The 24256-nt window shown below is 37.3% G+C and carries 24 protein-coding genes; 7 read left to right on the top strand and 17 right to left on the bottom strand.

What is annotated here, in order from left to right:
* The first annotated feature begins 48 nt into the window (after positions 1 to 48).
* A complete protein-coding gene (hflX, locus tag DI076_RS13445) occupies positions 49 to 1605 on the top strand; it encodes a GTPase HflX (RefSeq protein WP_108960311.1) in 1557 nt (518 codons plus the stop codon).
* On the opposite strand, the gene DI076_RS13440 is transcribed toward hflX, so the two are convergent.
* Positions 1592 to 1963, bottom strand: a complete 372-nt coding sequence (locus tag DI076_RS13440) for an STAS domain-containing protein (RefSeq protein ID WP_108960310.1) — start codon at positions 1961 to 1963, stop codon at positions 1592 to 1594. The genes hflX and DI076_RS13440 overlap by 14 nt on opposite strands.
* 4 nt (positions 1964 to 1967) lie before the next feature.
* A complete protein-coding gene (locus DI076_RS13435) occupies positions 1968 to 3251 on the bottom strand; it encodes a homoserine dehydrogenase (protein WP_108960309.1) in 1284 nt (427 codons plus the stop codon).
* 144 nt (positions 3252 to 3395) lie between these two features.
* Here DI076_RS13435 and DI076_RS13430 point away from each other — a divergent pair, with 144 nt between their 5' ends.
* The gene (locus DI076_RS13430) at positions 3396 to 4052 is read left to right on the top strand and encodes a DUF8780 domain-containing protein (protein WP_108960308.1); all 657 of its coding nucleotides are present in this window, start codon (positions 3396 to 3398) and stop codon (positions 4050 to 4052) included.
* Between the two features lie 3 nt (positions 4053 to 4055).
* Here the strand turns inward: DI076_RS13430 and DI076_RS13425 are convergent, their stop codons facing one another.
* Positions 4056 to 4667: a hypothetical protein gene (locus DI076_RS13425; protein ID WP_108960968.1), complete on the bottom strand. Its 612-nt coding sequence runs from the start codon at positions 4665 to 4667 to the stop codon at positions 4056 to 4058.
* Positions 4668 to 4761: 94 nt separating this feature from the next.
* Here DI076_RS13425 and DI076_RS13420 point away from each other — a divergent pair, with 94 nt between their 5' ends.
* A complete protein-coding gene (locus DI076_RS13420; protein ID WP_108960307.1) occupies positions 4762 to 6030 on the top strand; it encodes a formylglycine-generating enzyme family protein in 1269 nt (422 codons plus the stop codon).
* Between the two features lies 1 nt (position 6031).
* On the opposite strand, the gene DI076_RS13415 is transcribed toward DI076_RS13420, so the two are convergent.
* From DI076_RS13415 to DI076_RS13405, 3 genes are read right to left on the bottom strand one after another with little or no spacing between them, the layout of a single operon-like run.
* Complete coding sequence (locus DI076_RS13415) at positions 6032 to 6493, bottom strand: MarR family winged helix-turn-helix transcriptional regulator (RefSeq protein WP_100716170.1); 462 nt, start codon at positions 6491 to 6493, stop codon at positions 6032 to 6034.
* Positions 6494 to 6530: 37 nt separating this feature from the next.
* Positions 6531 to 8117 carry a phytoene desaturase family protein gene (locus DI076_RS13410; RefSeq protein WP_108960306.1) on the bottom strand — a complete coding sequence of 529 codons (1587 nt, stop codon included), beginning with the start codon at positions 8115 to 8117 and terminating at the stop codon, positions 6531 to 6533.
* A 2-nt stretch (positions 8118 to 8119) separates the two neighbouring features.
* Positions 8120 to 9553: a DUF4139 domain-containing protein gene (locus tag DI076_RS13405; protein WP_108960305.1), complete on the bottom strand. Its 1434-nt coding sequence runs from the start codon at positions 9551 to 9553 to the stop codon at positions 8120 to 8122.
* Between the two features lie 92 nt (positions 9554 to 9645).
* On the opposite strand from DI076_RS13405, the gene mtnP reads away from it, so the two are divergent.
* Positions 9646 to 10509, top strand: a complete 864-nt coding sequence (mtnP, locus tag DI076_RS13400) for an S-methyl-5'-thioadenosine phosphorylase (protein ID WP_108960304.1) — start codon at positions 9646 to 9648, stop codon at positions 10507 to 10509.
* On the opposite strand, the gene DI076_RS13395 is transcribed toward mtnP, so the two are convergent.
* Both DI076_RS13395 and galK read right to left on the bottom strand, forming a co-directional pair.
* A complete protein-coding gene (locus DI076_RS13395) occupies positions 10506 to 10898 on the bottom strand; it encodes an STAS domain-containing protein (protein ID WP_108960303.1) in 393 nt (130 codons plus the stop codon). The genes mtnP and DI076_RS13395 overlap by 4 nt on opposite strands.
* The gene (gene galK / locus DI076_RS13390) at positions 10895 to 12064 is read right to left on the bottom strand and encodes a galactokinase (RefSeq protein ID WP_108960302.1); all 1170 of its coding nucleotides are present in this window, start codon (positions 12062 to 12064) and stop codon (positions 10895 to 10897) included. Before galK ends, DI076_RS13395 begins: the two co-directional genes overlap by 4 nt.
* 44 nt (positions 12065 to 12108) lie before the next feature.
* Between galK and DI076_RS13385 the strand changes: the two genes are divergently transcribed.
* Positions 12109 to 13461 carry a glucose-6-phosphate isomerase gene (locus DI076_RS13385; RefSeq protein ID WP_108960967.1) on the top strand — a complete coding sequence of 451 codons (1353 nt, stop codon included), beginning with the start codon at positions 12109 to 12111 and terminating at the stop codon, positions 13459 to 13461.
* Here DI076_RS13385 and DI076_RS13380 read toward each other — a convergent pair.
* Genes DI076_RS13380 through DI076_RS13365 form a run of 4 tightly spaced genes read right to left on the bottom strand, consistent with a single transcriptional unit; the run spans position 13438 to position 18446 of the window.
* Positions 13438 to 14160, bottom strand: coding sequence for a nucleotidyltransferase family protein (locus DI076_RS13380; RefSeq protein WP_108960301.1), 723 nt, complete (start codon positions 14158 to 14160; stop codon positions 13438 to 13440). The genes DI076_RS13385 and DI076_RS13380 overlap by 24 nt on opposite strands.
* Positions 14157 to 15140: a phosphotransferase gene (locus DI076_RS13375; protein ID WP_108960300.1), complete on the bottom strand. Its 984-nt coding sequence runs from the start codon at positions 15138 to 15140 to the stop codon at positions 14157 to 14159. The genes DI076_RS13380 and DI076_RS13375 overlap by 4 nt, the downstream gene beginning before the upstream one ends.
* 8 nt (positions 15141 to 15148) lie before the next feature.
* A complete protein-coding gene (locus tag DI076_RS13370; protein ID WP_108960966.1) occupies positions 15149 to 16660 on the bottom strand; it encodes a hybrid sensor histidine kinase/response regulator in 1512 nt (503 codons plus the stop codon).
* Entirely contained in the window at positions 16653 to 18446 is a 1794-nt protein-coding gene (locus DI076_RS13365; RefSeq protein ID WP_108960299.1) for an ATP-binding protein, read from the bottom strand. Before DI076_RS13365 ends, DI076_RS13370 begins: the two co-directional genes overlap by 8 nt.
* Positions 18447 to 18507: 61 nt before the next feature.
* On the opposite strand from DI076_RS13365, the gene DI076_RS13360 reads away from it, so the two are divergent.
* Positions 18508 to 19317 (top strand): alpha/beta fold hydrolase, encoded by an 810-nt coding sequence (locus tag DI076_RS13360; RefSeq protein WP_108960298.1) that lies wholly within the window; start codon positions 18508 to 18510, stop codon positions 19315 to 19317.
* Here DI076_RS13360 and DI076_RS13355 read toward each other — a convergent pair whose 3' ends face one another.
* Positions 19318 to 19551 carry a ferredoxin gene (locus DI076_RS13355; protein WP_108960297.1) on the bottom strand — a complete coding sequence of 78 codons (234 nt, stop codon included), beginning with the start codon at positions 19549 to 19551 and terminating at the stop codon, positions 19318 to 19320.
* A gap of 49 nt (positions 19552 to 19600) precedes the next feature.
* Between DI076_RS13355 and DI076_RS13350 the strand changes: the two genes are divergently transcribed.
* Complete coding sequence (locus DI076_RS13350; protein WP_108960296.1) at positions 19601 to 19966, top strand: response regulator; 366 nt, start codon at positions 19601 to 19603, stop codon at positions 19964 to 19966.
* On the opposite strand, the gene DI076_RS13345 is transcribed toward DI076_RS13350, so the two are convergent.
* The 4 genes from DI076_RS13345 to DI076_RS13330 are packed head-to-tail and all read right to left on the bottom strand — an operon-like array spanning position 19963 to position 24255.
* Positions 19963 to 20736 carry a TlyA family RNA methyltransferase gene (locus DI076_RS13345; RefSeq protein WP_108960295.1) on the bottom strand — a complete coding sequence of 258 codons (774 nt, stop codon included), beginning with the start codon at positions 20734 to 20736 and terminating at the stop codon, positions 19963 to 19965. The two genes, DI076_RS13350 and DI076_RS13345, sit on opposite strands and share 4 nt — an antisense overlap.
* Positions 20717 to 21637 carry a polyprenyl synthetase family protein gene (locus tag DI076_RS13340; protein WP_108960294.1) on the bottom strand — a complete coding sequence of 307 codons (921 nt, stop codon included), beginning with the start codon at positions 21635 to 21637 and terminating at the stop codon, positions 20717 to 20719. The genes DI076_RS13345 and DI076_RS13340 overlap by 20 nt, the downstream gene beginning before the upstream one ends.
* Before the next feature lie 53 nt (positions 21638 to 21690).
* The gene (locus tag DI076_RS13335) at positions 21691 to 22104 is read right to left on the bottom strand and encodes a nucleoside-diphosphate kinase (protein ID WP_108960293.1); all 414 of its coding nucleotides are present in this window, start codon (positions 22102 to 22104) and stop codon (positions 21691 to 21693) included.
* A 42-nt stretch (positions 22105 to 22146) separates the two neighbouring features.
* Positions 22147 to 24255: a cation:proton antiporter domain-containing protein gene (locus DI076_RS13330; protein ID WP_108960292.1), complete on the bottom strand. Its 2109-nt coding sequence runs from the start codon at positions 24253 to 24255 to the stop codon at positions 22147 to 22149.
* Between the last annotated feature and the right edge of the window lies 1 nt (position 24256).

Here is a 24256-nt window from a genome sequence, read left to right as displayed (position 1 = left end):
TTAAAATCTCTCTCCGAAAGGCGACTTCGGGAGGATTCTATCATCTCTATGGAGCTCGCAAGGCTCGTTGGTGAGATTTCTGTCGAAATCGGAAGGCAAATTGGCCTTCTCATTGAGAGGACAGGTTATGTCACTCACTTGATTGTTGGAAACGACCACTCCATCGAAATTCCCCATTTAGACCGTTACCGAGTTGCTCATTCCCGTTTACGTGGCCTTCGTTTATTCCATACACATCTTAAGGAACAGCCGTTAAACCAAGAAGATTTAATGGACCTTGTTCTCAACCGTTTTGATTCCATCACCGCAGCATGCGTGGATAAAGATGGAATTCCAAAATTCTTTTTTTCGGCCTTTATCAATCCAGACCCCGATGCCAAAGAACCTTGGATCCTTTCTCCTAAACAATACCCAGGACAAATTAAGTACGGTTATTCAGACGAAGTAGAAGCACTCGAATCGGAATTTACAAAAAAAACATCTAACCTGAAGGAATCACAAAAAGAAAACCGCGCTTTCCTTGTGGGAGTTTATGATGTCCGAAAAATGAAACGTTCTCCTGAACATTCCATGGCTGAATTAAAGGAACTGTGTCGTACAGCAGGGATTCATGTTGTGGATACGTACATGCAAAAGAGAGATCCCGATCCTAGAACTGTTGTGGGAAAAGGAAAACTCCAGGAGATCATTTTAACTTCTGTTCACAAAGACATAGAACATTTGATTTTTGATTTGGAGCTCACACCTTCTCAGGCAAAAAAAATCTCTGATGCAAGTGATTTAAAAATCATCGATCGAACCCAACTCATCTTAGATATTTTTTCCAAAAATGCAAAGTCCCGCGATGGAAAGTTACAAGTCGAACTTGCCCAACTCAAATATCTGAAAAATCGACTCTCTGAATTGGATGATAACATGAGTCGCCTAACGGGTGGTATCGGTGGTAGAGGACCTGGGGAAACAAAACTAGAGATTGGAAACAGACGAGTGGAAGAAAAAATCAATCGTTTGGAAAATGAACTAAAAGACCTCAAACGAAGAAGGGAACTCAATCGTAAATCGCGTTCCCGAAATGAAATTCCGATCGTAGGAATTGTCGGTTACACCAATGCAGGGAAATCAACTCTTCTCAATGCTCTTACGAATTCAACAGTGATTGCGGAAGACAAATTATTTGCCACCTTAGACCCAACGACAAGACGCATTCGGTTTCCCGAAGAAAGAGAAATCATCATCTCCGATACGGTAGGATTTATCCATGACCTACCTCCCGATTTATCCCAAGCTTTTAAAGCTACCTTAGAGGAATTGGGTGATGCGGATTTATTATTACATGTGGTGGATGTGACCAATCCAAATTACTCCGAGCAAATGGATGCAGTTGATACCATCCTGAATTCTTTACAATTGAATGAGATTCCTAGAATGGTGGTGTTTAATAAAGCTGATGGACTCGATGAAGAAACATATGGCAACTTACAGAAAAATGGTGCTTTGTTGGTTTCTTCCATTACAAGGGAAGGGCTTTCTAAGCTCCTTGATTTGATCGAATATGAAATTTGGAAAAAGAAGGAACAAAAACAGTTAGAAGTTACACCCAATTGAGCATGGCATCTTTTTTGGTATTATAAATTTGCACTTTTTTGGGAAGATCCATTAGTTGGATTACGTTTTCTAAAAAGTGATTTAAACCTCCAATTCTAATTTTCCCATTTTGTGTTTCTACAGTTTTAATAATACTAATCAGTGTTGCTACACCAATGCTATTGATATATTCCAACTTGCTTAGATCCAATATGATTTGGTAAATCCCATCTTCAAAAACAGAAGATATACTTCGGTTAATTTCATAAGCATTGGTATTAGTGATTTGGCCGACAAAGGATACTACCTGCACAACTTCCCCTTTGATGTGGATGGATTCCGTTTCAATGATGAGGGAAGGGAAGGTAAACTTTGTCATGGATTTAAAGGTTCTCCAGCAATCGAATGGCAACAGTCTTTTGTTTGATGATGTCTTTCATCATATCAATTTCCGTTAACGATTTTTGAAATTCACCTTCTGTTGCTGCGTGTGTGACTACGATCACAGATACAGGTTCCGAAGAGGATTCTTTCTGTTGGACGGATGCAATTGAAATATTATGACGGCCTAGAATTTGGGAAATTTCAGCAAGTACACCTGGTTTGTCCACAGTAGAAAAACGTAGGTAGTATCGAACTAAATTCTCAGGTTCTGGGAAACGTTTTCCTTCAGGGAAAAGATTGTTTTCTTTTGCGATATCTTTACTTCCTAAACGAGAGGCATAATAAATGATATCTGAGAGTACAGCACTGGCAGTTGGCATTCCACCTGCACCTTTACCTGTCATCATTCCAGAATCCGCTTCTTTTGTTTTGTAAAACACAGCATTGGATTCGTTCATCACATTTGCGAGTGGATGGTCGAGTGGCACAAGAGTAGGGTGAACCTTTGTTAAGATCCCCGCCGAACTTCGTTTAGAGATTCCCAGTAGCTTAATCCTATATCCAAGGGAAAGTGCTGCTTGGATATCCATGGATTGTAATTCAGAAATCCCTTTCACGGATACAGTTTGGAAGGAAACGTACTCTCTGAATGCTAGGCTCGCGAGCAGGCTGATTTTATGACCAGCATCGATCCCTTCCACATCGAAAGTTGGATCTGCTTCAGCAAATCCAAGTTCCTGTGCTTTTTTGAGAGCTGTGGCATAGTCCCAAGACTCTTGTTCCATTTTGGTTAAAATAAAGTTTGTGGTTCCATTGAGAATCCCACAGATCACTTCAAATTCACAAGAAGAAAGTCCATCGCGTAATGTACGAATGATGGGAATGGATCCTGCAACGGCAGCCTCATACCCTAATTCAACACTGGCTTTCTCGGCAATCGGGTAAAGTTCGCGTCCTTTTTCGGATAACAATGCCTTGTTTGCGGTGATGACTGTTTTTCCATTTTCGAGGGCAGAACGTACAGCTTGGTAAGCAGTGTCGGTACCGCCTATCAATTCAACAATCATATCAATATCCGAACGTTTTGTAACAGAAAGTACGTCGTCTGTGACGGGGATGTTCGTTTTACCTTGGAGTTTAGCCGGGTTACGGGTTGCTATGTTTGTTAGTTGTAAGTTGATTCCATAATGACGTTGGATTTTTTCTCGGTTTTTGTCCAAGAGTTGGAGTAGACTTGTGCCGACAACTCCGGCACCCAATAGACCAATGCGAACTTCTTTCATCTAGGATCACGATTTCTTAGGAGAAACGGAAACACACTTAAAAAAATTTTAAAAAAAAACAAAATTGAGAAGAAGTTCTTCAGCTTTTTCTGTTTTTATGAGATAACTATAATTAGAATTGTCTCGGCAATAAGGATTATCATTATGGCAACGAAAAAATCATCATCTGCCGCTAAGAAGAAGGCTGTTAAAAAAGCGGCCAAGAAAACAAATACGGTTAAGAAACAATCTACAAGAAATGAAAGCGCTTCGCTTTTCGGAAATGACGAATCGGCACAAGCTTCCCTTCAATCTCCTGTTTCCCATTCAGAAAGTTCTCATGGAACGAAAGAATCTGGAAATGGAGTGTATCTATTTTTAGTGTTAGCGGGAATCCTCGCAATCGGATACTTAGGGTATGTCAAATATCTAAAACCAAAGGCTCCTACAGCGACTACACAAGCGGAAGCACCAAAAGCACCGGCTGACGCTCAAACAAAACCTGTGGCTGATGCACCTGAGAAAAAAGTAGAAGAGGCTCCTAAAGAAGTGGCTTCCTCAGGTTTTCTCGTGGATAAAATTGCTTCCAAAAAATTCACAGAAGCTGCTGCGTATTGTAAATCAGTAGGTGGAGTGGTTCCTTCCAAAGAAGATTTTGTTAAATTTGCTGCAACTGCACCAAATGAGATCAAAACTAGCGAAGACAAATTTTGGACAAAAACCGAAGTGGACAAAAAGTCTGGTTTGGCTTACCGTTTTTCCAATGGAAAAGCGCCAAAAGTAGACAAAGCAACTGCTCTTAAGGTTCTTTGTAAAAACTAATCTCTAACGAGAGTTTGATTGGATCGGGGCAAGGATTTCTCTTCTGATTTTTAAAGCTAAGTCAGAAGAGGCGAACATCTGCCCCGAACCATTTGTTAAATAAAAACTATCCTTCGCTCTCCCCGTTTCCATATCGGTTTCAATAGTTGCACTCAAGATGTTGATCTGATTTTGCATCAGAATTCGCGAAACATAATACAACAAACCTCTTCCCGCACTACTTTCTAAATACAAACAAGTTTGGTTTTTATCTGGAAGATCACTGAAGATGAATTCAGGAGTCTCTTTAAAAAAAGTTGCCACAGCAGGTTCTTGGATCTGCAGTTTTTCGAGAATCTCTTCAAATTTTGCATTTTTGGAAAAAACAGAATCCATCATCATTCCTAATTGGAATGCCACTTTTGTTGTATCTCCACCATCTGCTTGCAAAATAAACGAATCGATCGTAAATTCATTTCCTTGTTCAATGACTGTGCTCAGTTCACCAGAAATGATGTCCATTTTTAATGCATAAATGATAGTCGCAATCCTATGAAAGGTCCCAATCTGTGTGGAATCTGTTTTTAAGGAAATGAGGATGTTTTCTTTTTCCCGTTTGTATTGAAACTCGATCAATTTTGCATTTCCTTTTCCCACTGATTGTATACATGCACAGGAAATTTCAATCAAAAGGTTTCGGCGAAATCGGCCGATGATGATAAAAGACAGTATGAAAAAATTACTAATGATTCTATTCGTATTGGGGTTTTTCTTCACACCCCTTGTTTCAGAAGAGGAAACGTCGGAAGAATCACCATTCGCAACGACAAAAAAGAAAGTCCAACTTTGGAAAGGTGAAGTGACCGGCGTTTATAAAAATAGACTTTGGATCAAAGTACGCATTTATCGAAACCAAAAGATTTCAAAGTATTCAGTTTCAGAATTAAAAGCACTTTTTGCGGAAACCAAAGAGTTCCCAGTCTACCAAAAACTCACACAAATCAAACAAGGTTTGCTCATTGTAAGAGATACCATTTGGGAAGAAAAAAATATCAGTAAAAACAATCAATTTATCGAAGTTGTGTTAGTTGGTGATTATAAACCAGATCTTAAATCAAAAATGAAAGAAATCACAACCGATGCTTATATCGCAAGTTATGTGGAAGAAGATTTTTTTACAGAACCAGATGCTTTTTTTAAAGGAAGGTATACCTCACCTCGAAAAACTGTTTTTCATCCGAAAGATCGTAAGGAAATGGTTTTGGTTTCCAGAGGTTTGTTTTTATACGGACAAGGGACAGACCCTTCCTCTGATAGTTTTAACCCTTACTTTTTAGAACCAAAAGCTTCTAGTTTGAAAGAGATTCCCTCTTTTTATATTGATAAGTATGAAGTTACTAATGCTGAATACGATTTCTTCTTAAAACAAACGAATACCAAATCACCTCCACACTGGATTTCCGGAAGGTATCCTGAGGGAGAAGGAGATCATCCTGTAGTTCACCTCACCTACCGTGAGGTGGAAAGGTATGCGGCATGGGCAGGAAAACGAATCCCAACAGAATGGGAATGGGAGAAGGCTGCACGCGGACCTGGGGTTGTAGAATACACAAACCGGGATGAAACGTTAGGTTACCAAATCACTGCCACCAAATATCCATTTGGTGATGAATATGATACTTTGTATTGTAATACGAGAGAATCAAAAATTGGAAAAACTCAATCTGTATACGAACTTTCTACAGAAGGGGCAAGTCCTTACGGGGCACTTGGAATGTGTGGGAATGCGGCAGAGTGGACATCGAGTGATTACCAACTGTACCCAGGCCATCATATTAAAAACTTTTCGTTTGGAAAAATTTACAAAGTTGTAAGAGGTGGATCTTACTCAGATTCTGCCAAAAATGCGACGGCAAGTGCAAGATCCTATGGTGGGATTCCTAACCTAAGCGAAGATAGGCGAGCAGGATTTCGATTGGTGATGGATTATCGCGACTAAACTATTTTGGACAAGTCTCGTTTTTTTTACCGAGTTTTTTGCAGATTTTACCAAGGACGTCTTGTTCTTCTGGAGAAAGCACTGCAAATTCGGTAGTGATCCGTTTTACGTGGTCAGGGAAAATTTGTTCGATTAGTTTTTTTCCTTCACCAGTTAAGTGGACAGAAATAAACCTTCTGTCCTCCACTCCACGGACTCGTTCCACCAAATTTCTTTTTTCTAAGTTATCGATGACAAGAGTGATGTTACCCGTACTTTTCAGGATTTTATCCCCCAAGTCTTTTTGGCAAAGGGGACCTAAATGGTACAAAGTCTCTAAAACTCCAAATTGGCTTTCCGATATATTCCATTTGGTGAATTCAGATATGAGTCTGGAAGACAAGGATTCGGACGCACGTTTTAATTTGATAAACGCATCGAGTGCTTGTACTTCCTTTTTAGAGCCTTTGAATTTTGTTCCCATTGGTTTAATATCAAACTATCAAATCTTAAACCAATTGTCAATCGGTTTCTTGGCTCTTTTGGAAAAGTTCCTTCATGAGCCTTAGAGTGCCCGATAGACCAAGTACTACAGACGAAGCTGCTACACCACCCATAAGGGCACCCGCCACTCCTGGCGAACAAGCATCTGCACCTGTTAAGTAAAGGTTTTTGACAGTTGTCCTTACTCCTAACCATTCTTGGCGAAAGCGTTCTGGTGTACAGGAAAGTCCATAAATGGAACCTTCTTTGTGGCCCGTAAAGTATTCCGTTGTGATGGGAGTGGATAGTTCCGTAAATTCTATCAAGTCCCGGAAACCAGGAAACCGTTCTTCCAAAAACGCCAACATACCTTCTGTAATGGTACCCTTTAATTCGTTGTAGTCTTCTCCTCGTTTTTTCCAGGGTTCTCCTTTCCATTTTGCGAAGTTTGTATAATCAGCAAAACTAATCGCTTCGGCTGTGTGGCCCTCTGCTTCTGGATTTTTTAACGAAGGAAATGATAAATACATCATCGGTGGTTTTCCATGAATTAAATTATTTCGTTTCGCATAACTTTCGTCATGATCCACAGTTGGAAAGATCCAATGGTTCTCTCCATGAAATCCGAGTTTTGTCGGAGATTCCTTAAAACCAATATAGAGCGTAATGGATGTAGTACCTTGGGTACTCAAAGATTCTAAAGGTGATACAAATGCCTCGGAATATTGTTTTGGTAAAAGTTTTTTGTAAGTGGTATAAGCACCTGCATCCGAAATGATTTCATCAGCAAAAAAACTTTGTTCGGTGATGGTTTTACCTTTTTGTACATCCACCTTCACTCCAATTGCTTTGTCACCATCCAAAATGATTTCTTTTACAGTGTGGAGGATTTTCATCGCACCACCGTTTTTTTCGACAATGGGTTCAATCGAATCTACAATTTTGGAAGATCCACCGATCGGAAAATATCCTCCATTGAAGTAATGAGCCACTATCATAGAATGGATGGCAAAAGAAGAATCTTTGGGGGGAAGGCCATAATCACCCCACTGGGAACAGAGTAGAGATCTCAGGTTCTCATCTTGGAAATGAGAGTCCATGTATTCTTTCGTTGTGATGTAAGGAGTTTTGATATGATCCAAACCAAGTAACTTGGCTGCCTTTTCAAAAAAAGCAGGTAAAGCCTTGAGAGTGAAGTGCCTACCAAACCATTGTGTAAAGGTTTCTACATCCTTGAAGTATTGGTCGATTGCCTTTTCTTCTTTGGGGAATTTGGATTTGAGATCATTCCGAAACCTTTCTTTTTCACCGTACACGGGAAAACTGAAGTTTGGGTAGTCAAAGACCTCAAAAGGTTCTTCCATTTTTTTCCATTGGACTCCACGTTTTGTGACTGAGTCAAAAAGGGTTCTTAACATAGAACCTTCCGCCAAATCACCAATGTAATGGATTCCCACATCCCATTCGAACTTCCCTAATCGTTTGAAGGTATGCGTAAAACCACCTAACTTAAAATGACGTTCGAGGACTAAAACTTTTTTATTTGCGACCTGTGACAAAATGGAAGCAGCGGTTAACCCGCCGATTCCAGATCCAATGATGATGACATCGAATTTAGTTTCCATGATTAGTATTTTGTCTCAACAGTATAATCCAAAGTCACTGTTTCACCTGCTTTGAGTGGTACATCAGAATAGGATTTTGTAGAGGATTCTTTTATGAATTTGTGAGAAGATTTTGAAATGGTCCAATCTCCCCATAAACTTGCATAAAATCGAATTTCAATCGCTTCTTTTTTTCTATTTCGAATTTCAACCGAATAAGAAGATTTATCCCCTCTAGAAAGTTTGAACACTTCATAGGAAAGACGTTTTCCGTTCGCAACAACATCAAATGCTTGGCCAGTTTTGATTTTTACATCTTCGTTTTCAGGTGTATGGTCAATTGTGTCTTCTCCAAGTAATTGTTGTCTTCCTTTGGAATCAGCTTTAAAAACACGAATGGTTCCTTGTGGGAGTGGTCTTCCTAAGTTATTTTTTTTAGCATTTTTAAAAATGTACTTAATCGTTGCATTATTGAAATTTTTTTCATTTCCTTCATACATAGGAAGATTTTCGAAAACAAAATACTTTTTGATTTCAATTCCTTCTGATTGGAAAAGTTGAACCTGTTTGGTTTGGTTGTATCCTATTGTTGTAGGTTGGTCTAGAGTGTAGAGATAGTATTCAGAAAGATTTTCTTGGTTAAATTCAGGAGCAGAATCAGCCATTTCATCATATTCTTTTGCCATTGTTTTTTTTACATAACGTGGTTGTGGTGTGTAGGCTGGTCTATTCGAAATTAAATTAACTTTGCCTGCCACTAGTTGGAGTACTGCATTTTTAAATTCAGCACCAGAGTTATTATTGAGAGTGACCCAAGAATTAAGTCCACATTCATTTTCTTCTTTGTCTAAAACAAGAATGTAGTCCGCTGACCAACCAAGTCCATTGGTTTGATAGGAAACTTCTACTGATTGTTCTTTTTCGGATTCATTTTTTAGTTTCCAGACTAACGTTGGTTTAGCGAATAAGTTTTCTGGAATGGTTGGAACAGTGACACGGCCATTGTATCCCAAAGAGACTTCATTGCCGATTTGGTAAACCGGACTCCCATTATTGGCAATGAGTTTGGCCTTCACAGAAGTAGTTTTTTCTTTTCCATCTTGGTAAAGAGTCACCTCTTTTCCAATGTATTTGTCCATGAGTCTTTCTGGGGAAATTAAATCATATTCATAGTTTTGTTCGAAGACAGTCAGTTTTTTTGGATCTTCGCCTTTCACTCTCACAGTTTGTGGAATGATTTGGGAAGGCACATCTTCGAATCGTAATGTTTTGATTCCTTTTGAAAGATTGAGAACTCTTGTTTCTCTTACCAGTCCGATCCCACCATTATAAATGGTTACACTCACCGACTTACGATCAGATTCAGTTGATAAATCAAAGGCACTGTCAGAGGTGATGGTGGTTGTGGTAAATAATAGAAATGTAAGACTTGTGATGGTTACGATTTTGGATTTCATGTACTCTCCCATGAGCATTCTACAGTCTGAAAACTTAAAAAACGAATGCAACTAAAATCGTTAGGGGAAAACTGCACTTTAAGAGGATTCATATGACAAATGTAGTAAAAATCGGGGTAATTGGTGGAACAGGACTCTATTCAATCGATGGAATGGAAATTCTTAAGGAAATTCATCCTGATACACCGTGGGGAAAACCTTCAGATACAATTACAATAGGTCGTTTTAAAGGAAAGGAAATTGCCTTTTTACCAAGACATGGGAAAGGTCATTTTTTAAATCCAAGTGAAGTTCCCGCGCGCGCAAACATTGCCGCATTAAAACAGTTAGGTGTCGAGGAAATTATTGCATTTAGTTCAGTAGGGAGTTTGAGACAGGAAATCGCTCCAAGAGATTTTGTAATCCCTTCCCAGATCATAGACAGAACAAAAGCAAGGCATGCAACTTTTTTTGAAAATGGTATGGTCGCCCATGCTCCTTTTGCTGATCCGTTTTCATCTGGGCTTGCAAAAAAAGTAGAAGAAGCAGCAAAACAGATTAATCTTCCAATTCATACAAACAAAACATTAATCTGTATGGAAGGACCTTTATTTTCAACTCGTGCAGAATCTCATATGTATCGATCTTGGGGTGCTGACATCATTAACATGACGGTATTACCTGAAGCAAAATTAGCGAGAGAAGCAGAGATACTTTACCAAATGGTTTGTATGTCTACTGACTATGATTGTTGGAAAGAAGATGAAGCACATGTAACATTGGAAATGGTTCTTGCGAATCTTAGTACCAACGCGGAAACTGCAAAAAAATTATTATCTACTTTGATCGACCATTTAGGTAAGTCGGATGATACTAGCTTGGTGGGAAGTACAAAGTTTTCTTTGGTTACTGCTCCAGAAAAACGAAATCCGGAACAGATTAAAAAATTAAAATTTTTGTTTCCAAGTTACTTCTAAACTTGTGCAACAGCTTGCTCCAATGTGGGAAAAATTTGGAGCAGGCTTTTTAATTTAGTAAGTTCTAAAACATACCGAACCTTTTCAGATGGCGATACGATGCGAATGTATCCTTTTTGTTTTACGAGTCTTGAATGAATTCCTAAACAAACACCTAAGCCAGAACTATCAATATAACTAACTAGTTCAAAATTCAAAAAGATATGATTGATTCCTTTTGAAATGAGAATTTCTAGATTTTCTTTCATGACTTGGGAATTGTATAAATTTATTTCTCCAGATAACTCAAAATAAACGGCAGAGTCTGGGAGTGGGACAAATTTTTGTTGTAGGACTTCCATTTTGAAATCACCACTTTCTACGGTATAATCATCCCAATTATCAATCATATGGAAATTTCCTTCACTCCATCCGAGATTTGAAACTTGTAGAAGTCTAACGCAAGGTTAAATTTTTGTTGATAACTTTTTTTCATTTCTTCGTTTATTTTGGCAAAACGTTCCTTTTTGTCTAGTACGAGTACGCATCCGCCAAATCCTCCACCAATCATCCTTGCGCCCATGACTCCTAAATTTTTAAGTTGGGATACAATGAAGTCAGTTTCTTCACAAGAGACTTCAAAATTTTTAGATAAGGATTCGTGTGCTTCATACAACGCAGATCCCACCGATAAAAATTGGTTCGATTCCAATCCTTGGATGACTTGATTTGTTCTTTCTCGTTCTGAAATGACATGACTTGTTCGTTTGAGTTCATCTGGAGTAAGGTCACAATTTTTTAATTCCGAATCTGTTAAGGTAACATCATACAATTGTTTAAAATTTGGGAACTTTGTTTGAATTTTTTGCAAAGCCGATTCACATTCTAACCGTCTTCGGTTGTATGCACTGTCTTTTAAGTTATGTTTTACATTGGAATTGATCAGATAAAATTCATGTTCACCTAATTCAAAATGATGATAAGAATAATTTAGATTATCAGTGTTTAAGGAAATACAATCATTTTGTTTTCCCACGGCAATGATGAATTGGTCCATGATACCGCACTTGGTGCCTACAAAATTGTTTTCAGCTTTTTGTCCGATGATTGCGATTTTTTCTCTTTTGATTCCCAATCCAAAGGATTCTGAAATCGCAAAACCTGTTACCACTTCTAAAGCAGCTGAAGATGAAAGTCCCGACCCTTGCGGGATATTTCCATCAACCAATAAATCAAAACCTGGAATGGAATGTCCTTCGGCTTCCAACTCAACAATCACTCCTGTAATATAATCAGTCCATGGTGCATTCTGATTGGATAAAAAAGGTCTTTTGATGGTAATCGTTTCATTATAAGTGATAGAATGAAATTGAAACTGGTTCGATTCATTTGGACGTAAAAATACTTGGACCGAAAAATCAATGGCTGCTGGTAGAACGATTCCACCTAGGTAATCAACATGTTCCCCAATGATATTGATCCTTGCGGGGGCTTCAAACAAACGCGGATTTGTATTTGTTTTTCCAAATATACGTTCAAATTGATTCAAATTTTCTTTACTTCTCAATGAATCCACTTCATCTTCCTTTCGATGCTATACTTTATTTTAGGACAGGTGCCATGTCGAATCTAAAAATTTCTGATCGTTTTGTGAAACCCTTCCTCCCGCAAAATCATCTGGAAAAAGAATTAGAAAGGGCAGAAACAGCTCGTCAGACTGTATTAAATCGAACTGGATTGGGGAAAGAATTTTTAGGTTGGGTAAACTTACCGAGCCAAACGAATTCAGAAGAATTACAGGCAATTCGAAAAGCTGCTGAAACCATCCAATCCCATTCGCAATACTTAGTCGTTGTTGGTATTGGTGGTAGTTATTTGGGTGCAAGAGCAGTCATCGAAGCACTCACTCCCGAGTTCAGTCATCCAGAAACACAGAAGAAAACGGTCAAAATCTTATACGCTGGGCATCATTTAGATGCAGATTATCATTTCCGTTTACTTGCTTTTTTAGAGAACAAAGAGTTTTCCGTGAATGTAATTTCCAAATCTGGAACAACAACTGAACCAGCAATCGCCTTCCGGTTGTTACTTTCATTGTTAGAGAGAAAATATGGAAAGGAAAACATTAAAAATCGAGTGTTCGCAACTACCGACAAATCAAAGGGTGCTCTCAAACATTTAGCCGATGAATATGGATTTCCGACCTTTGTCATTCCTGATGATGTAGGAGGAAGGTATTCAGTTTTTACGCCTGTCGGTTTACTTCCAATTGCCGCAGCTGGATTTAGCATCAACAAACTAATTGATGGTGCGAAACAGATGGAATCGAATCTAAAATCAACAACATCCAAGGAAAGTAATTTAGCGAGTTTATATGCTGCAATGCGAAATGGTTTATATGGATTAGGAAAAACAACCGAGATTTTTGTTTCGTATCAACCAACATTGAATTATTTGGCAGAGTGGTGGAAACAGTTGTTTGGTGAAAGCGAAGGAAAAAATGGAAAAGGTATATTTCCAGCTTCAGTTCAATTCACAACTGATTTACATTCTATGGGTCAATACATCCAAGACGGTGAAAGAAAATTAATGGAAACTGTCATAAAGATTGAAACTCCCAAACAAGATGTTTATCTCACAGAAAAAACAGATGATAACGATGGGCTAAATTATTTAGCCGGGAAAAAACTTTCTGAAGTGAATCAGAGTGCAATCTTAGGAACTCTGATTGCACATAAAGATGGGGGAGTGCCTTGTATTGAAATCATATTGCCCACTATCAACGAAGAAGTTTTGGGTGAACTTATTTATTTTTATGAATTTGCATGTGCAATTTCTGGCTATATGTTAGGTGTAAATCCATTCGATCAACCTGGAGTGGAAGATTATAAAAACAATATGTTTGCTCTACTCGGAAAAAAAGGGTATGAAAAACGGAAAGAGGAAATTTTAAGTCATATTGGTCCGACTTAAGAATGATTTTATATTAATTAGGTGGGAACCAAAGATATCTTTGGATTGGTAAGTTTCCCATAGTTCCTTCGTACCCAAATCAAACACTTCACCGGGGAATATTTCTCCAGTGATTTCACCTTTTTTGGCACATTCTCGGAATGTATCTGACAAATCATAATATTGATTTTTTTCCAATTTGGATAAACAGGAAGGATCAATCACAGAAAGTCCTATATAATAAAACTCACCTTTCCCGAACTCCAATGCGCCATCTTTCCCAATAGAAATTTGTGTATAATTTTCTCCCTCTGGAATTGGTAATAAATACAAATGAATTTTGATTCCGGTCGCCAAGTTTTGTTTAGGTGTAAATTCAGGATTTGGAAAAAATAAAGTATCAGGATTGATGAGTAAAATTGGTTCAGAAAAATGATCTTGTGGTAAAGCAGTGCGAATTCCTCCTGCTGTACCTAAGATTTTATCTTTCTCTATTGAGACTTCTATAGGAAAACCAGTGAAGTTTTTTACATGATTGAGAATTTGTTCTCCTAAGTAGTGTGCATTGACCCATACCTTTTGAATTTTCCAAATATGTAATAAGTATAGTGCATAATCAAGTAAGGTGATCGATTGGATTTGTAAAAGTGGTTTAGGAGTATTTTGAGTAAGAGAACCCATCCGTTTGCCAAAACCAGCAGCAAGAACAAATGCGTTCATAACTTCTTAAAATCCTTATGTAAAATTAACTCATCTCTTAAACTTCTCACAAAAATGAAAAGTGAATCAGGAAACATACCTAATTGGATGATTTCTTCTAATTGGTTTAAACAAGAGACAATCGAAGGTTTGAATTTGTCTTTTTTGTGATCGGTTACCATTCTAAAATAGGTGCCTAGTGCTTTAAATGATCTCTGTAGAGCTTGCAGATAAAATGTATCTTTGAATTTTTTTGTTTGGTCAATATTTCTTTCTTCAAAGTATTTGAGTATCTTCGTCCGAAATTCCCTTGGAAGTGGATAATAGGCGTCATACAAAATCGATGCCAAATCATATTGAGGTACACCCATACGCGCATCTTGGTAATCAATTAGAACATATTCAGAATTTGGTGATCTTAAAAGATTTCGACAATGAAAATCTCGGTGCGTAAAAACATTGATGGGGTATTGATTTAAATAACCCACTGTTTCTTCAAGAAAAGCCAGAGCCTCATTTGTTAAGGAAGTTTTGATTTTATAAATTTCTTTAAATGCATTAAACTTTTCAATTGTTAGGTTTGTTTCAAAACTTAATTTCTCTGTATCAAACTTTCTTGTTTTTACGAAACCAGGTGGATTCAGTGTTTGTAATTTTAAAATCAATTCAATTAAATTAGTAAAGTGGCTTTGGTATTCAGTTAAATTATAGGAACTATAATCTAACTTTCCTTCAAAAGACATACAAATGATGCCTACCGTTTCATTCTTTTCAAAAATTTTTGGAACATGGATTCCATTTTCTGCTAAAAATTGACTCAATACAATAAACTCTTCGTTTACTGTTTCATCAATACAAACTACTTCTTCGGTGTGTTTGGTTGTAGAAATGTGAAAGTATCTTCTGCTAGAAGCTTCTTCTTGTAGGGGTGTGATGTTACAATTTTTTCCATAACGAGAATGGATAAATTCTAATTGAGTTTCATTGATTCCAGTATGCACGTTACGAACTAGGATTCGGAAACCTTAGGAAAAATAAAATGAAATTTGGAACCTTTCCCAGGTGTAGAATCAATTTGTAATTCAATTTCAAAATTCTCTACAATTTGTTTTACAACAAACATGCCTAAACCAGTACCTTTACCCAACTCTTTTGTGGTAAAATAAGGTTCATAAATTTTATCCAAAGTTTCTTGCGACATTCCTTCACCATCGTCTGTTACAATTAGATGGCCTTTTTTGTCTTGGGTAAATACTTTGATCTCAATCGTTCCAATGTTGTTTGTCGCATCCGCTGCATTTAATAAAATATTTGAAAGTAATAATGCAAATTGATCCGAATTCATACGAATTGGAATTGGTTCAGTAGAATCTTCTCGTTTGATTTGACAGTATTTGAGTTTTGCCGTTTCTTTAAACACATGTAGGACAGAGGATATTTCAGAATTCAAATTAAGGATTTCAGTTTTTTCTGTATTCGATTTTACTGATTTTCCCAATTGCAAAAGATTTGAAGTTAATGCTCTTAATTTTTCTGTTTGGTTTAGAGTCACTTTCAGCGCGCGATCTTTTAACATAAGGTCTGCATTTTCACGCGAAGCCATTTCGACAAATCCTTGAATGGCAGTTAAAGAATTATTGATTTCGTGTCCTATACTTGCAGCAACTACAGATAAAAATGCTCTTCTTTCTGAGTGGATCAATTGTTCCACCATCAATTTTTTTTGTGTTACATCTCGGATGACACCTGTATAAAAAGAATCACCATCTAAACTATAAGAACAAATTGCAATATCAGCCAGAAACGTCGAAGTATCCGAACGTTGTAGAGTTACATCAGAAAGTTGCAAAGTAGATTTATTCGGTTCTTGGCTTAATACGTTGGATACTTGACTCATATACTTTTGCATTTTATTTTCAGTAAATAAAATACGTACATTTTGTCCGATTAAATCTAGTGGCGAATTAAATCGAAACATATCAAAACTTGCTTTGTTTGCTGATACGATGATTAGTTTGTGATTGATGGTAATAACAGCATCTGATGTTGCATTAAAAATTGCAGCATTTTGTCTGTTGAGGTCTAAATTCTGAGTCCGAAGGGCTTTTTCTAATTTTTCGGACAACATCAATTTTTCTAAATCTGAATCTTTTTGATTTTTTACTTCTAATGCTCGTTTTACGACAGAAAGCAGTTGGGTTCTATCTACTGGTTTTGATATATATTCATAAGCATGATATCGAATTGCAGCTTCTGCTGATGATAAATTAGGATTTCCAGTGATTAATATAACAGGTAAGTTTATGTTTTTTTCAGCTATAAATTTTGTGAAATCAATACCAGACATTCCTGACATCAAAATATCTGATATTACTAATGAATAAGATTCCCCTGATTCGATTCGATTCATAGCATCAGATGCAGATTCAGAAAGTTCAATTTGATATCCTTCACGTGATAAAACACGTTTTAAGGCGATTCGAATGTCTTCTTCATCATCGATAATTAATATTTTATCCATTTTCATCCGCATGAGCAGGCAGAAAGATTTCGACCTTTGTTCCTACACCATTCTTTGTTTTGATATAAATCTCACCACCGTGTTCGGCGATGATTTTTTTAGAAATTGATAAACCCAATCCTGTTCCTTGTTTGTTCCTCCTTGTCGTGAACAAGGGTAAAAAAACTTTTTCCAATGTATCGTCATCGATTCCTGGTCCGTTGTCTTCCACAGAAAATACGACCCAGTCTTTCTTTTGACTCCTAAGAAAATCAATTCCCAACTCAATTCGAGGATTCTCTCTGGGAATTTCCATCTCCGACAAAGCATTAATCGAGTTAACCACGCAATTGATCAACACTTGTTCGATTTCCTGCCAGCGTACAAATATTCCAGGCAAATTGGGGCCAGCATGCCTTGTGAATTGGATATTCTTTTTACGACAACTCACTTCTACAAGTTCACTTGTTCTGACCAGTATGTAATAAGGAGAAACAAAATCACGATTTGGACTTTCCATTCGACCCAAGTCAAGCAGAGCCTTTACCAAGTCACGGATTCTTAAATTTGCTGCTTCAATTTTCTGAAGGATATTTTTTCTTTCATTTGGATCCGTTTCATCGATTGTAATTAAATCTTCTAGGTAGAGTAATGCACTTTGGAGAGGATTATTAATTTCATGTGCAAGTCCCGCGGCTATCTCACCTATACTTGCAAATTTCATTGATTCAATTAATTGTCTATCTAATCGTTTTGCCTCAGTGATATCAGAAAATACTAACATTGCCTTTTTATCATTAGGATTCAATTTTCTGACAGGAATAAACTTTATTTCGAACGTTCTATCCTCACCTAATAACGAATAATCAAATTCGGCTCTTTGAGTGGTTTGTGAAGTTATCGATAAATTTAAAACTTCAATCAGTCTATTTTTTTCACTTAAATCAAAATATTGAAAAATATTTTCTCCTACTTCAAATGCCAATAGTTGAAATAATAAAAACTTAAAAATTGGAGCTACTTCAATGATAATTGCATCTTGGTTAACAATTACAAATCCATTATTGATCGTTGCAAAAAAGGTTTTTAATTTTTCCTCTCCATACCTGATTGTATTTTCTGCATTTTGTAACGTAGATAAATCTAATAAAAGTATAGTAATATTATTGATACCATTTGAGTAATTTGGCGTTACAAAACTTTGTAATTGAAACCTTTGTTTTGCACCCAGTCCTGAATAAATATCGATATCATGTTTTACATTGGTTTTTAATAAATTTGATTTAACGGGTTCAGGTAAAGAGAGAAGTTCGGAGATTGATTTTTTTTGGATCTGTTCCAAAGTAATGGAAAAAAAATCTAAAAATCGTGTATTTGCAAATTGTACATTTCCAAAGGAATCAGTGATTAGAAATGGAATTTCAAATCCTTCATTTTGTGAGGGGTGAATAGTCCCATTTATTTGTTTCCATTGAATGTACAGAATATAGATTTCATCATAACCATTCAAAATAGAATCAACCGATGAAAACTGAACAGATACTGACAAAGTTTCTAAATTTGCTTTCTTACATTGGATTTGGTGATCTCCTTTTTGATTCGATTTTTGTTTTAGTAAACTGGATACTTTGTTTGAATCTTCGAAGATTAAATCCATTGGGCATGGAAGAGAAACATTCAAACCCAAAAGATTTTTAATTTGATCATGACAATACAATACAGTTTGGGATTTAAGATCGACGAAAAGATAGGGAATCGAGGAATGGGAAAGTAACTCCGATAACTTGTGAATTTTTGTTTCTAACATTATGTTTAAAATTTTTTACCGAAGCCTTTATCGAAATTATCAGTCCCAGAGACGTAAATCAATGAAAAATATGGGTGGAATTCCCTCTTATGTCAACTTAGGAGGCCACAGAATTTTTTATTGGAAGTTTGGGAATGGAAAACAAAAACCAATCGTTTTTTTTCATGGATTACTCGATGAAAGTTTTGGATTTCGAAGAGTCGTAAAAGAATTGTTAAATGATGGAGTTCCATTGTACGTCTTTGATTTACCAGGTTATGGAAAGAGTAAACTTCCTCATGTCAAATACCTCTATCAAATCGATGTTTGGGCGGAATTACTTCTCGAGTGTTTAGAAAAACTAAATTTGAGTCAAATAAGTTTGGTTGGTCATTCGATGGGTGGACTTATTTCTCAACATTTGGTCCTCCATGACAGAAATCACCGTGTGGAAAAATTAATTTTACTCGCACCAGGTGGAATTGCCCACCCGGAACGTGAAAAAATGCGTAAGATTCTATTTCCAAAAACGGAAAGGCAAGTGGTATTGTTGTTACGTTATTTATACGGTGAAGAGTTTCCTGAACCAGGTTATTTATTTCGTCATACACTGGTTACAATTTGGAATGATAAACCCAATGAATACTTACAAGAAAATACGCTCAGAAGAGAAGATGAGATTTTTTTCGGTGCTAAAATGAAAGGGATTAAAATTCCAACTTTGATATTAGCAGGTGCTGAAGATGAAATCACACCACCATTTATGATGAAACAAATGAAATCCTATATCAAAAAAAGTAAATTGGTTTGGATTCCAAAAATAAGACATGCCATTCATTTAGAAAAACCAGATGTTGTGGCAAAGAATATTAGAGAATTCTATAATTCTTAATTACTCTCCATCATCCCCAATCGCATCGACAGGACACATCGCCATGGCTGCCTTTGCCTGTTTTTCCTCAGTCGGATTGGATGGTTGTTTTTTAAAGAAAATGTGCGTTTCGTCCGCATTGTATTCTAGAAGGCTCGGAGCTTCTTTGACACAGTCATTGCAGGGAACACAAGTCTGGTCGACATAGTATTTTCCTGGTACATTCTCGGGTTGTTTGATACTTTTATCTGCCATACAGTATTTTTACTTTTTAACAGACCCCCCCCTATAAAATAAAGCATATATGACGAAAAAGAACATCCTCATCGTCGAGGATGAACCATTCCTCGGACTCAATATCAAACAGAAAATCGAATCGTTTGGTTTTCATGTGATTGCTGTTGTACCTTCTGGGGATGAGGCCTTCCAAATTGTCTCAGAAAAGGTGCCAGACCTAATCCTTATGGATATTAATTTAGAAGGATCACTCGATGGCATCGAAACAGCCGAATCTTTACGTGACCAATTCTCAGTTCCTGTTTTGTTTTTGACCGGATTTTTGGATGAAACTTCAAAACATCGAATCAATCAAAATCCTTCCTACGCCTATCTCATGAAACCTTTTTCAACGGACCAATTAAAAGAAGCCGTTACTGGATTTATGGTTTAGTTCTCAAATTTCCTTTCCCAACGTATTAAAAATTCTCGATTCCCGTCAGCCCCTTGGATGGGAGATTCCATAAGACCAACAAATTTAATTTTTGGATCAGATTGTTTGATTTTATGCCAAACGTTTCTGATTGCATAACCAATCAATTGCGAATCAATCAAAACACCTTTCTCTAATTTAGAGGGATGCACTTCAAACTGAGGTTTAAACAATGTGATTCCTTTCCAGTTAGTCTCTGGGTATTTCTCAAATAAAAGTAGCAGAAATGAAAATACAGGTACCAAAGAAATAAAACTAAGATCCATTGTAATCCAAGTTTCATTCGTGAGAGGTTCTAAAGATAATTGTGGTAATTCTTTTAAATGTGTGCGGTCGAACACAGTCACTCTTGGATCATTGGCAATCTTTTGAGCCAATTGACCGTATCCCACATCGACTGCAAATAATTTGGAAGCACCTTTTTCGAGTAACACTTGGCAAAATCCACCTGTGGAGGCTCCCAAATCTATACATGTTTTTCCTTCAATCTGAATGTCTTTCCAATGTTCAAATGCACCTAACAGTTTGTAGGCACCCCTCGAAACATAAGATTTGATTTTTTCTTTGATTCTAACCTTATCTTTAAGTGTAATCAGGGTTCCCACTTTTGAAATGACTGTATCATTCACGAGAACAGAACCAGATAGAATTAAAGATTGCGCTAATTTTAAATCGGTAACAAAACCTTCCCTTACGAGAAATGTATCCAGTCTAATTTTTTCTTTCTGCAATGTACTTAGGTAATCCTAAAAAGAATTCATGATTCATCGAAGAAAGTTCAGTTGCAAGCGTGATCGCTTTGTTGACAGAATCGGACCTGAGAGATTTTGTTTTTTCCATTCCATACAAACTTGGATAGGTCAATTTCCCTGCTTTTGCATCCTTTCCAGGAGTTTTGCCAAGTTCTTCTAAATTTCCTTCTACATCGAGGATATCATCTGTGATTTGGAATAAAAGCCCAATTTCTTTCGCATAACTTGATAGAACAGATTCTCTTTCTTTCCAATCAGGTCGTAATCGATTCCCTAATAAAAAGGATGATTCGATCAAAGCTCCTGTTTTTTTTTCATGGATTGAAAGTAGTTTGGATTCTCGGTCTCTGTTACTTGGATTTTTTTCTTCCTCTATATCTTCCATCTGTCCTTGGATCATTCCCTTCAAACCTGCACCTTTGTGGAGGATTTGTATGGAATCACGGATGAGAAATGGATCTTCAGAATCCATCATGGACAAAAGATAAAAACTAAGGGAGTTGAGAGTATCACCAGCTAAAATGGCAGTTGCCTCATCAAATTGTTTGTGGCAGGTTGGTTTACCCCTGCGGGTGTCATCATCATCCATTGCAGGTAGGTCATCATGGATTAGGGAATAGGTATGAATGCATTCAACTGCGAGTGAGGCAAGTAAAACAGAAAGGTTATGAGAGCCGATGCCTTGCGTTAATTTGTTTGGTTCAAAAAAAGAATTTAATACAAAAATTGGTCTCACTCTTTTTCCACCAGCCTTTAGGCTATACAAACAAGCTTCCGTTATGCGAGTATTTGGTGAAAATAAAGTTGGGGTATACGATTCAAAAAATGAATCAAAAATTTGTTTGGAGTTTTTTAAGATTTCGGTGAAGGTAATTGGCACGATGGACTGGAACCGGTTCCGAATTAGAACCGATCCTTGTATTGATAAACAACTTAGTTAAGTTCGTAACCTTTGAAGAAAAACGCAATTTCTTGTAATGCGTTTGCTACAGAGTCAGAACCATGAACTGCGTTAGCTTCTTTGCTTTCAGCAAAAAGTGCGCGGATTGTTCCTGCTTTTGCTTCTTTAGGGTCAGTCGCTCCAATTACTTCTCTCCAATGAGCAACAGCGTTGTCACGTTCAAGAGCACATGCCACGATAGGACCAGATGCCATGTAAGTGCAAAGGTCATTGTAAAAAGGACGAGCTGCATGAACTGCGTAAAATTGTTTTGCGTCTTCAAGGCTGAGTTTTAGGAATTTCATTCCTAGGATTTTAAATCCTTCTTTTTCAATTCTTTGAAGGATGTCACCGATGTGTTTGTTTTTCACTGCATCGGGTTTAAGCATGATAAAAGTTCTTTCCATATCTCCAGTTGCTTGGAGAAACCGAAAAAAGCAATCGAATCTTTAGGCAGTCAAAAACCGTACCAAAAGAAAAGAAGTAGGGAGAAGGTCCATTTTTTCAAAACCTAACTCTTCCCAAACATTCAAATCGATGAGGATCAGTGAATACCCTGTGATTTGGTTGATCGCAATTGGATATGGGTTCAAATCCGTTTCTGGTTGGATCAGGTTTTCCACTTTGATTTTGTTTGATTTCATCCCTTTTAAGGAAGTGAGTTTTTGAGCAAAACCTAAGATGGGGTCTTTGTCCCCTTTGTAAAGGATGGCCACTCGTTCAAGGGTTTCAAGGCCATTGTCGATGAGAACCCCAACGGTTGCAGGGCAGTAGTTCAGAATGCCTTTGATTTTTCCACCCGTATAACTGCGCGAGAACAATGGTTTTGCCGCTCCGATAAGGAGGATGTCCGAGTGTTTGATTTTGGCAAAGTTAACGATTTCATATGTGACATTATCTGTGATTCGATATTCGGTTTGGACTTGGATGCCTAAACTAGAACCTGTTTGGCGAATCGCTTCAAAACTGGCATCTCTATACTTTCTAATTTCTTCATTCGAAAGGGAGTCGTTAGGTGAAATGTGCAATGCGATGAGTTCCAAATTTTTCTTTTGGTTTCCCGAAAGGGAAAAAGCAAACCTAACTAAACTTTTTCCCATTTTTTCTTGGGCAAAAGCAACAAGGACTCTGAGTTTACTATCTGATGGTTTCTCTGGATAAGATGTATTTACATTCTTTGTAAAAAACTTTTGGATTCCATCCAGCAGTGGTCCAGTCGAAAGAGTTGTGACTAACGCCATCATTACAAACACAGCAAATATTTCAGGGCTGAGGATTCCTAAATCATAACCAATGTTGAGGACAACCAGTTCCATCAGGCCTCGTGTGTTCATGAGAGCACCTATGGATAAAGAGTCTTCCCAATTTGATCCTGCTACCCTTGCAGCAAAGGCACTTCCTAAAAACTTACCCACTACAGCAACAAGTAACACAAGTCCAAACACAAGCCATAGGTGAGATCCATTCAGGAGTGTGACTTCTGTACGAAGACCCGTAATCACGAAGAAAATGGGGAGGAATAAAATAACGGCGATATCTTCTATTTTTTCAGCGATGAGTTTTTTTAAATTCCCTTCCGCAGGCATGATCACACCCGCAAGGAAGGCTCCAAAAAGAGCATGGATCCCAATCACTTCTGTTGTTAGTGAGGATAAAAATAAAATCATCAAAATGAGAGCAACAGCTGTTCTTGTTAGGTTTTCGCGTGAAATATAAATGGAGCCCAATCGTTTGAGAAATGGTGCCACTAAATAAATCATAGTTAAGATATAAGCAAAAGACAATCCAATCGTAAATAAGGCAGTGTTTAAGTTTCCTGCTTTGGAGATTGTCACAATGATCGCAAGTAAAATCCAAGCAGTGATATCATCAGCCGCCGCACAAGTTAGCACCATGGCACCGAGTGGTGTGCGTGTGAGGTTTCGTTCTTGTAAGATTCGTGCAAGAACAGGGAAAGCAGTGATACTCATTGCAATTCCCATAAAGAGTGAAAAGGATAAAAATCCTACGTTTCTGGGTGCATAATCAGTATAAAAATAATAAGCTAAGATCATCCCTAAAAAGAAGGGAAAAATGATACTCGCATGGCTGATGATAATCGCTGAGTGGGCTTTGTTTTTAAGAACAGAAAGGTCTAGTTCCATTCCGATGATGAACATAAACAAAACGAGGCCAATTTGGCTTAAGGTACCGAGTGTTGGTAGACTTGCTGGTGGGAATAAAAATCCCATCGTTTCAGGGAAATAATAACCAAGTAGGGATGGGCCGAGTAAAATCCCAGCTACGATTTCACCCATGACAGATGGTTGTTTTAGTTTCCTCGTGAATAAGTAACCAACAAAACGAGCACTTCCACAAACCACGATGATTTGAATGAAGAGTAAGGCTAAAGGATGGTGGAAACGATTGAAGAAATTTTCTGTGTCTAAATGTTCACTCGCAGTGACAGTAAGATTTTTTGCGGTTTCTAAAACACTCCCAGCTTGGAGTAAATAATATCCTAAGGATCCGAACAGAAGTAAAGTGAAACCGTAAAAAACAGAAGAACGAGTTTTCATA

Source organism: Leptospira ellinghausenii (genome assembly GCF_003114815.1).
Classification (GTDB): Bacteria; Spirochaetota; Leptospiria; order Leptospirales; family Leptospiraceae; genus Leptospira_A; species Leptospira_A ellinghausenii.
The sequence above is the reverse complement of the archived record's forward strand: the minus strand, read 5'-3'. Positions and strand labels throughout refer to the sequence as shown.

Excerpts from the sequence above, each read along its gene's own strand:
- hflX (WP_108960311.1), top strand. The coding sequence starts at position 49 with ATGGAGCTCGCAAGGCTCGTTGGTGAGATTTCTGTCGAAATCGGAAGG.
- DI076_RS13440 (WP_108960310.1), bottom strand. The coding sequence starts at position 1,963 with ATGACAAAGTTTACCTTCCCTTCCCTCATCATTGAAACGGAATCCATC.
- DI076_RS13435 (WP_108960309.1), bottom strand. The coding sequence starts at position 3,251 with ATGAAAGAAGTTCGCATTGGTCTATTGGGTGCCGGAGTTGTCGGCACA.
- DI076_RS13430 (WP_108960308.1), top strand. The coding sequence starts at position 3,396 with ATGGCAACGAAAAAATCATCATCTGCCGCTAAGAAGAAGGCTGTTAAA.
- DI076_RS13420 (WP_108960307.1), top strand. The coding sequence starts at position 4,762 with ATGAAAAAATTACTAATGATTCTATTCGTATTGGGGTTTTTCTTCACA.
- DI076_RS13415 (WP_100716170.1), bottom strand. The coding sequence starts at position 6,493 with ATGGGAACAAAATTCAAAGGCTCTAAAAAGGAAGTACAAGCACTCGAT.
- DI076_RS13410 (WP_108960306.1), bottom strand. The coding sequence starts at position 8,117 with ATGGAAACTAAATTCGATGTCATCATCATTGGATCTGGAATCGGCGGG.
- DI076_RS13405 (WP_108960305.1), bottom strand. The coding sequence starts at position 9,553 with ATGAAATCCAAAATCGTAACCATCACAAGTCTTACATTTCTATTATTT.
- mtnP (WP_108960304.1), top strand. The coding sequence starts at position 9,646 with ATGACAAATGTAGTAAAAATCGGGGTAATTGGTGGAACAGGACTCTAT.
- DI076_RS13395 (WP_108960303.1), bottom strand. The coding sequence starts at position 10,898 with ATGATTGATAATTGGGATGATTATACCGTAGAAAGTGGTGATTTCAAA.
- DI076_RS13385 (WP_108960967.1), top strand. The coding sequence starts at position 12,109 with ATGTCGAATCTAAAAATTTCTGATCGTTTTGTGAAACCCTTCCTCCCG.
- DI076_RS13380 (WP_108960301.1), bottom strand. The coding sequence starts at position 14,160 with ATGAACGCATTTGTTCTTGCTGCTGGTTTTGGCAAACGGATGGGTTCT.
- DI076_RS13370 (WP_108960966.1), bottom strand. The coding sequence starts at position 16,660 with ATGGATAAAATATTAATTATCGATGATGAAGAAGACATTCGAATCGCC.
- DI076_RS13365 (WP_108960299.1), bottom strand. The coding sequence starts at position 18,446 with ATGTTAGAAACAAAAATTCACAAGTTATCGGAGTTACTTTCCCATTCC.
- DI076_RS13360 (WP_108960298.1), top strand. The coding sequence starts at position 18,508 with ATGAAAAATATGGGTGGAATTCCCTCTTATGTCAACTTAGGAGGCCAC.
- DI076_RS13355 (WP_108960297.1), bottom strand. The coding sequence starts at position 19,551 with ATGGCAGATAAAAGTATCAAACAACCCGAGAATGTACCAGGAAAATAC.
- DI076_RS13350 (WP_108960296.1), top strand. The coding sequence starts at position 19,601 with ATGACGAAAAAGAACATCCTCATCGTCGAGGATGAACCATTCCTCGGA.
- DI076_RS13335 (WP_108960293.1), bottom strand. The coding sequence starts at position 22,104 with ATGGAAAGAACTTTTATCATGCTTAAACCCGATGCAGTGAAAAACAAA.
- DI076_RS13330 (WP_108960292.1), bottom strand. The coding sequence starts at position 24,255 with ATGAAAACTCGTTCTTCTGTTTTTTACGGTTTCACTTTACTTCTGTTC.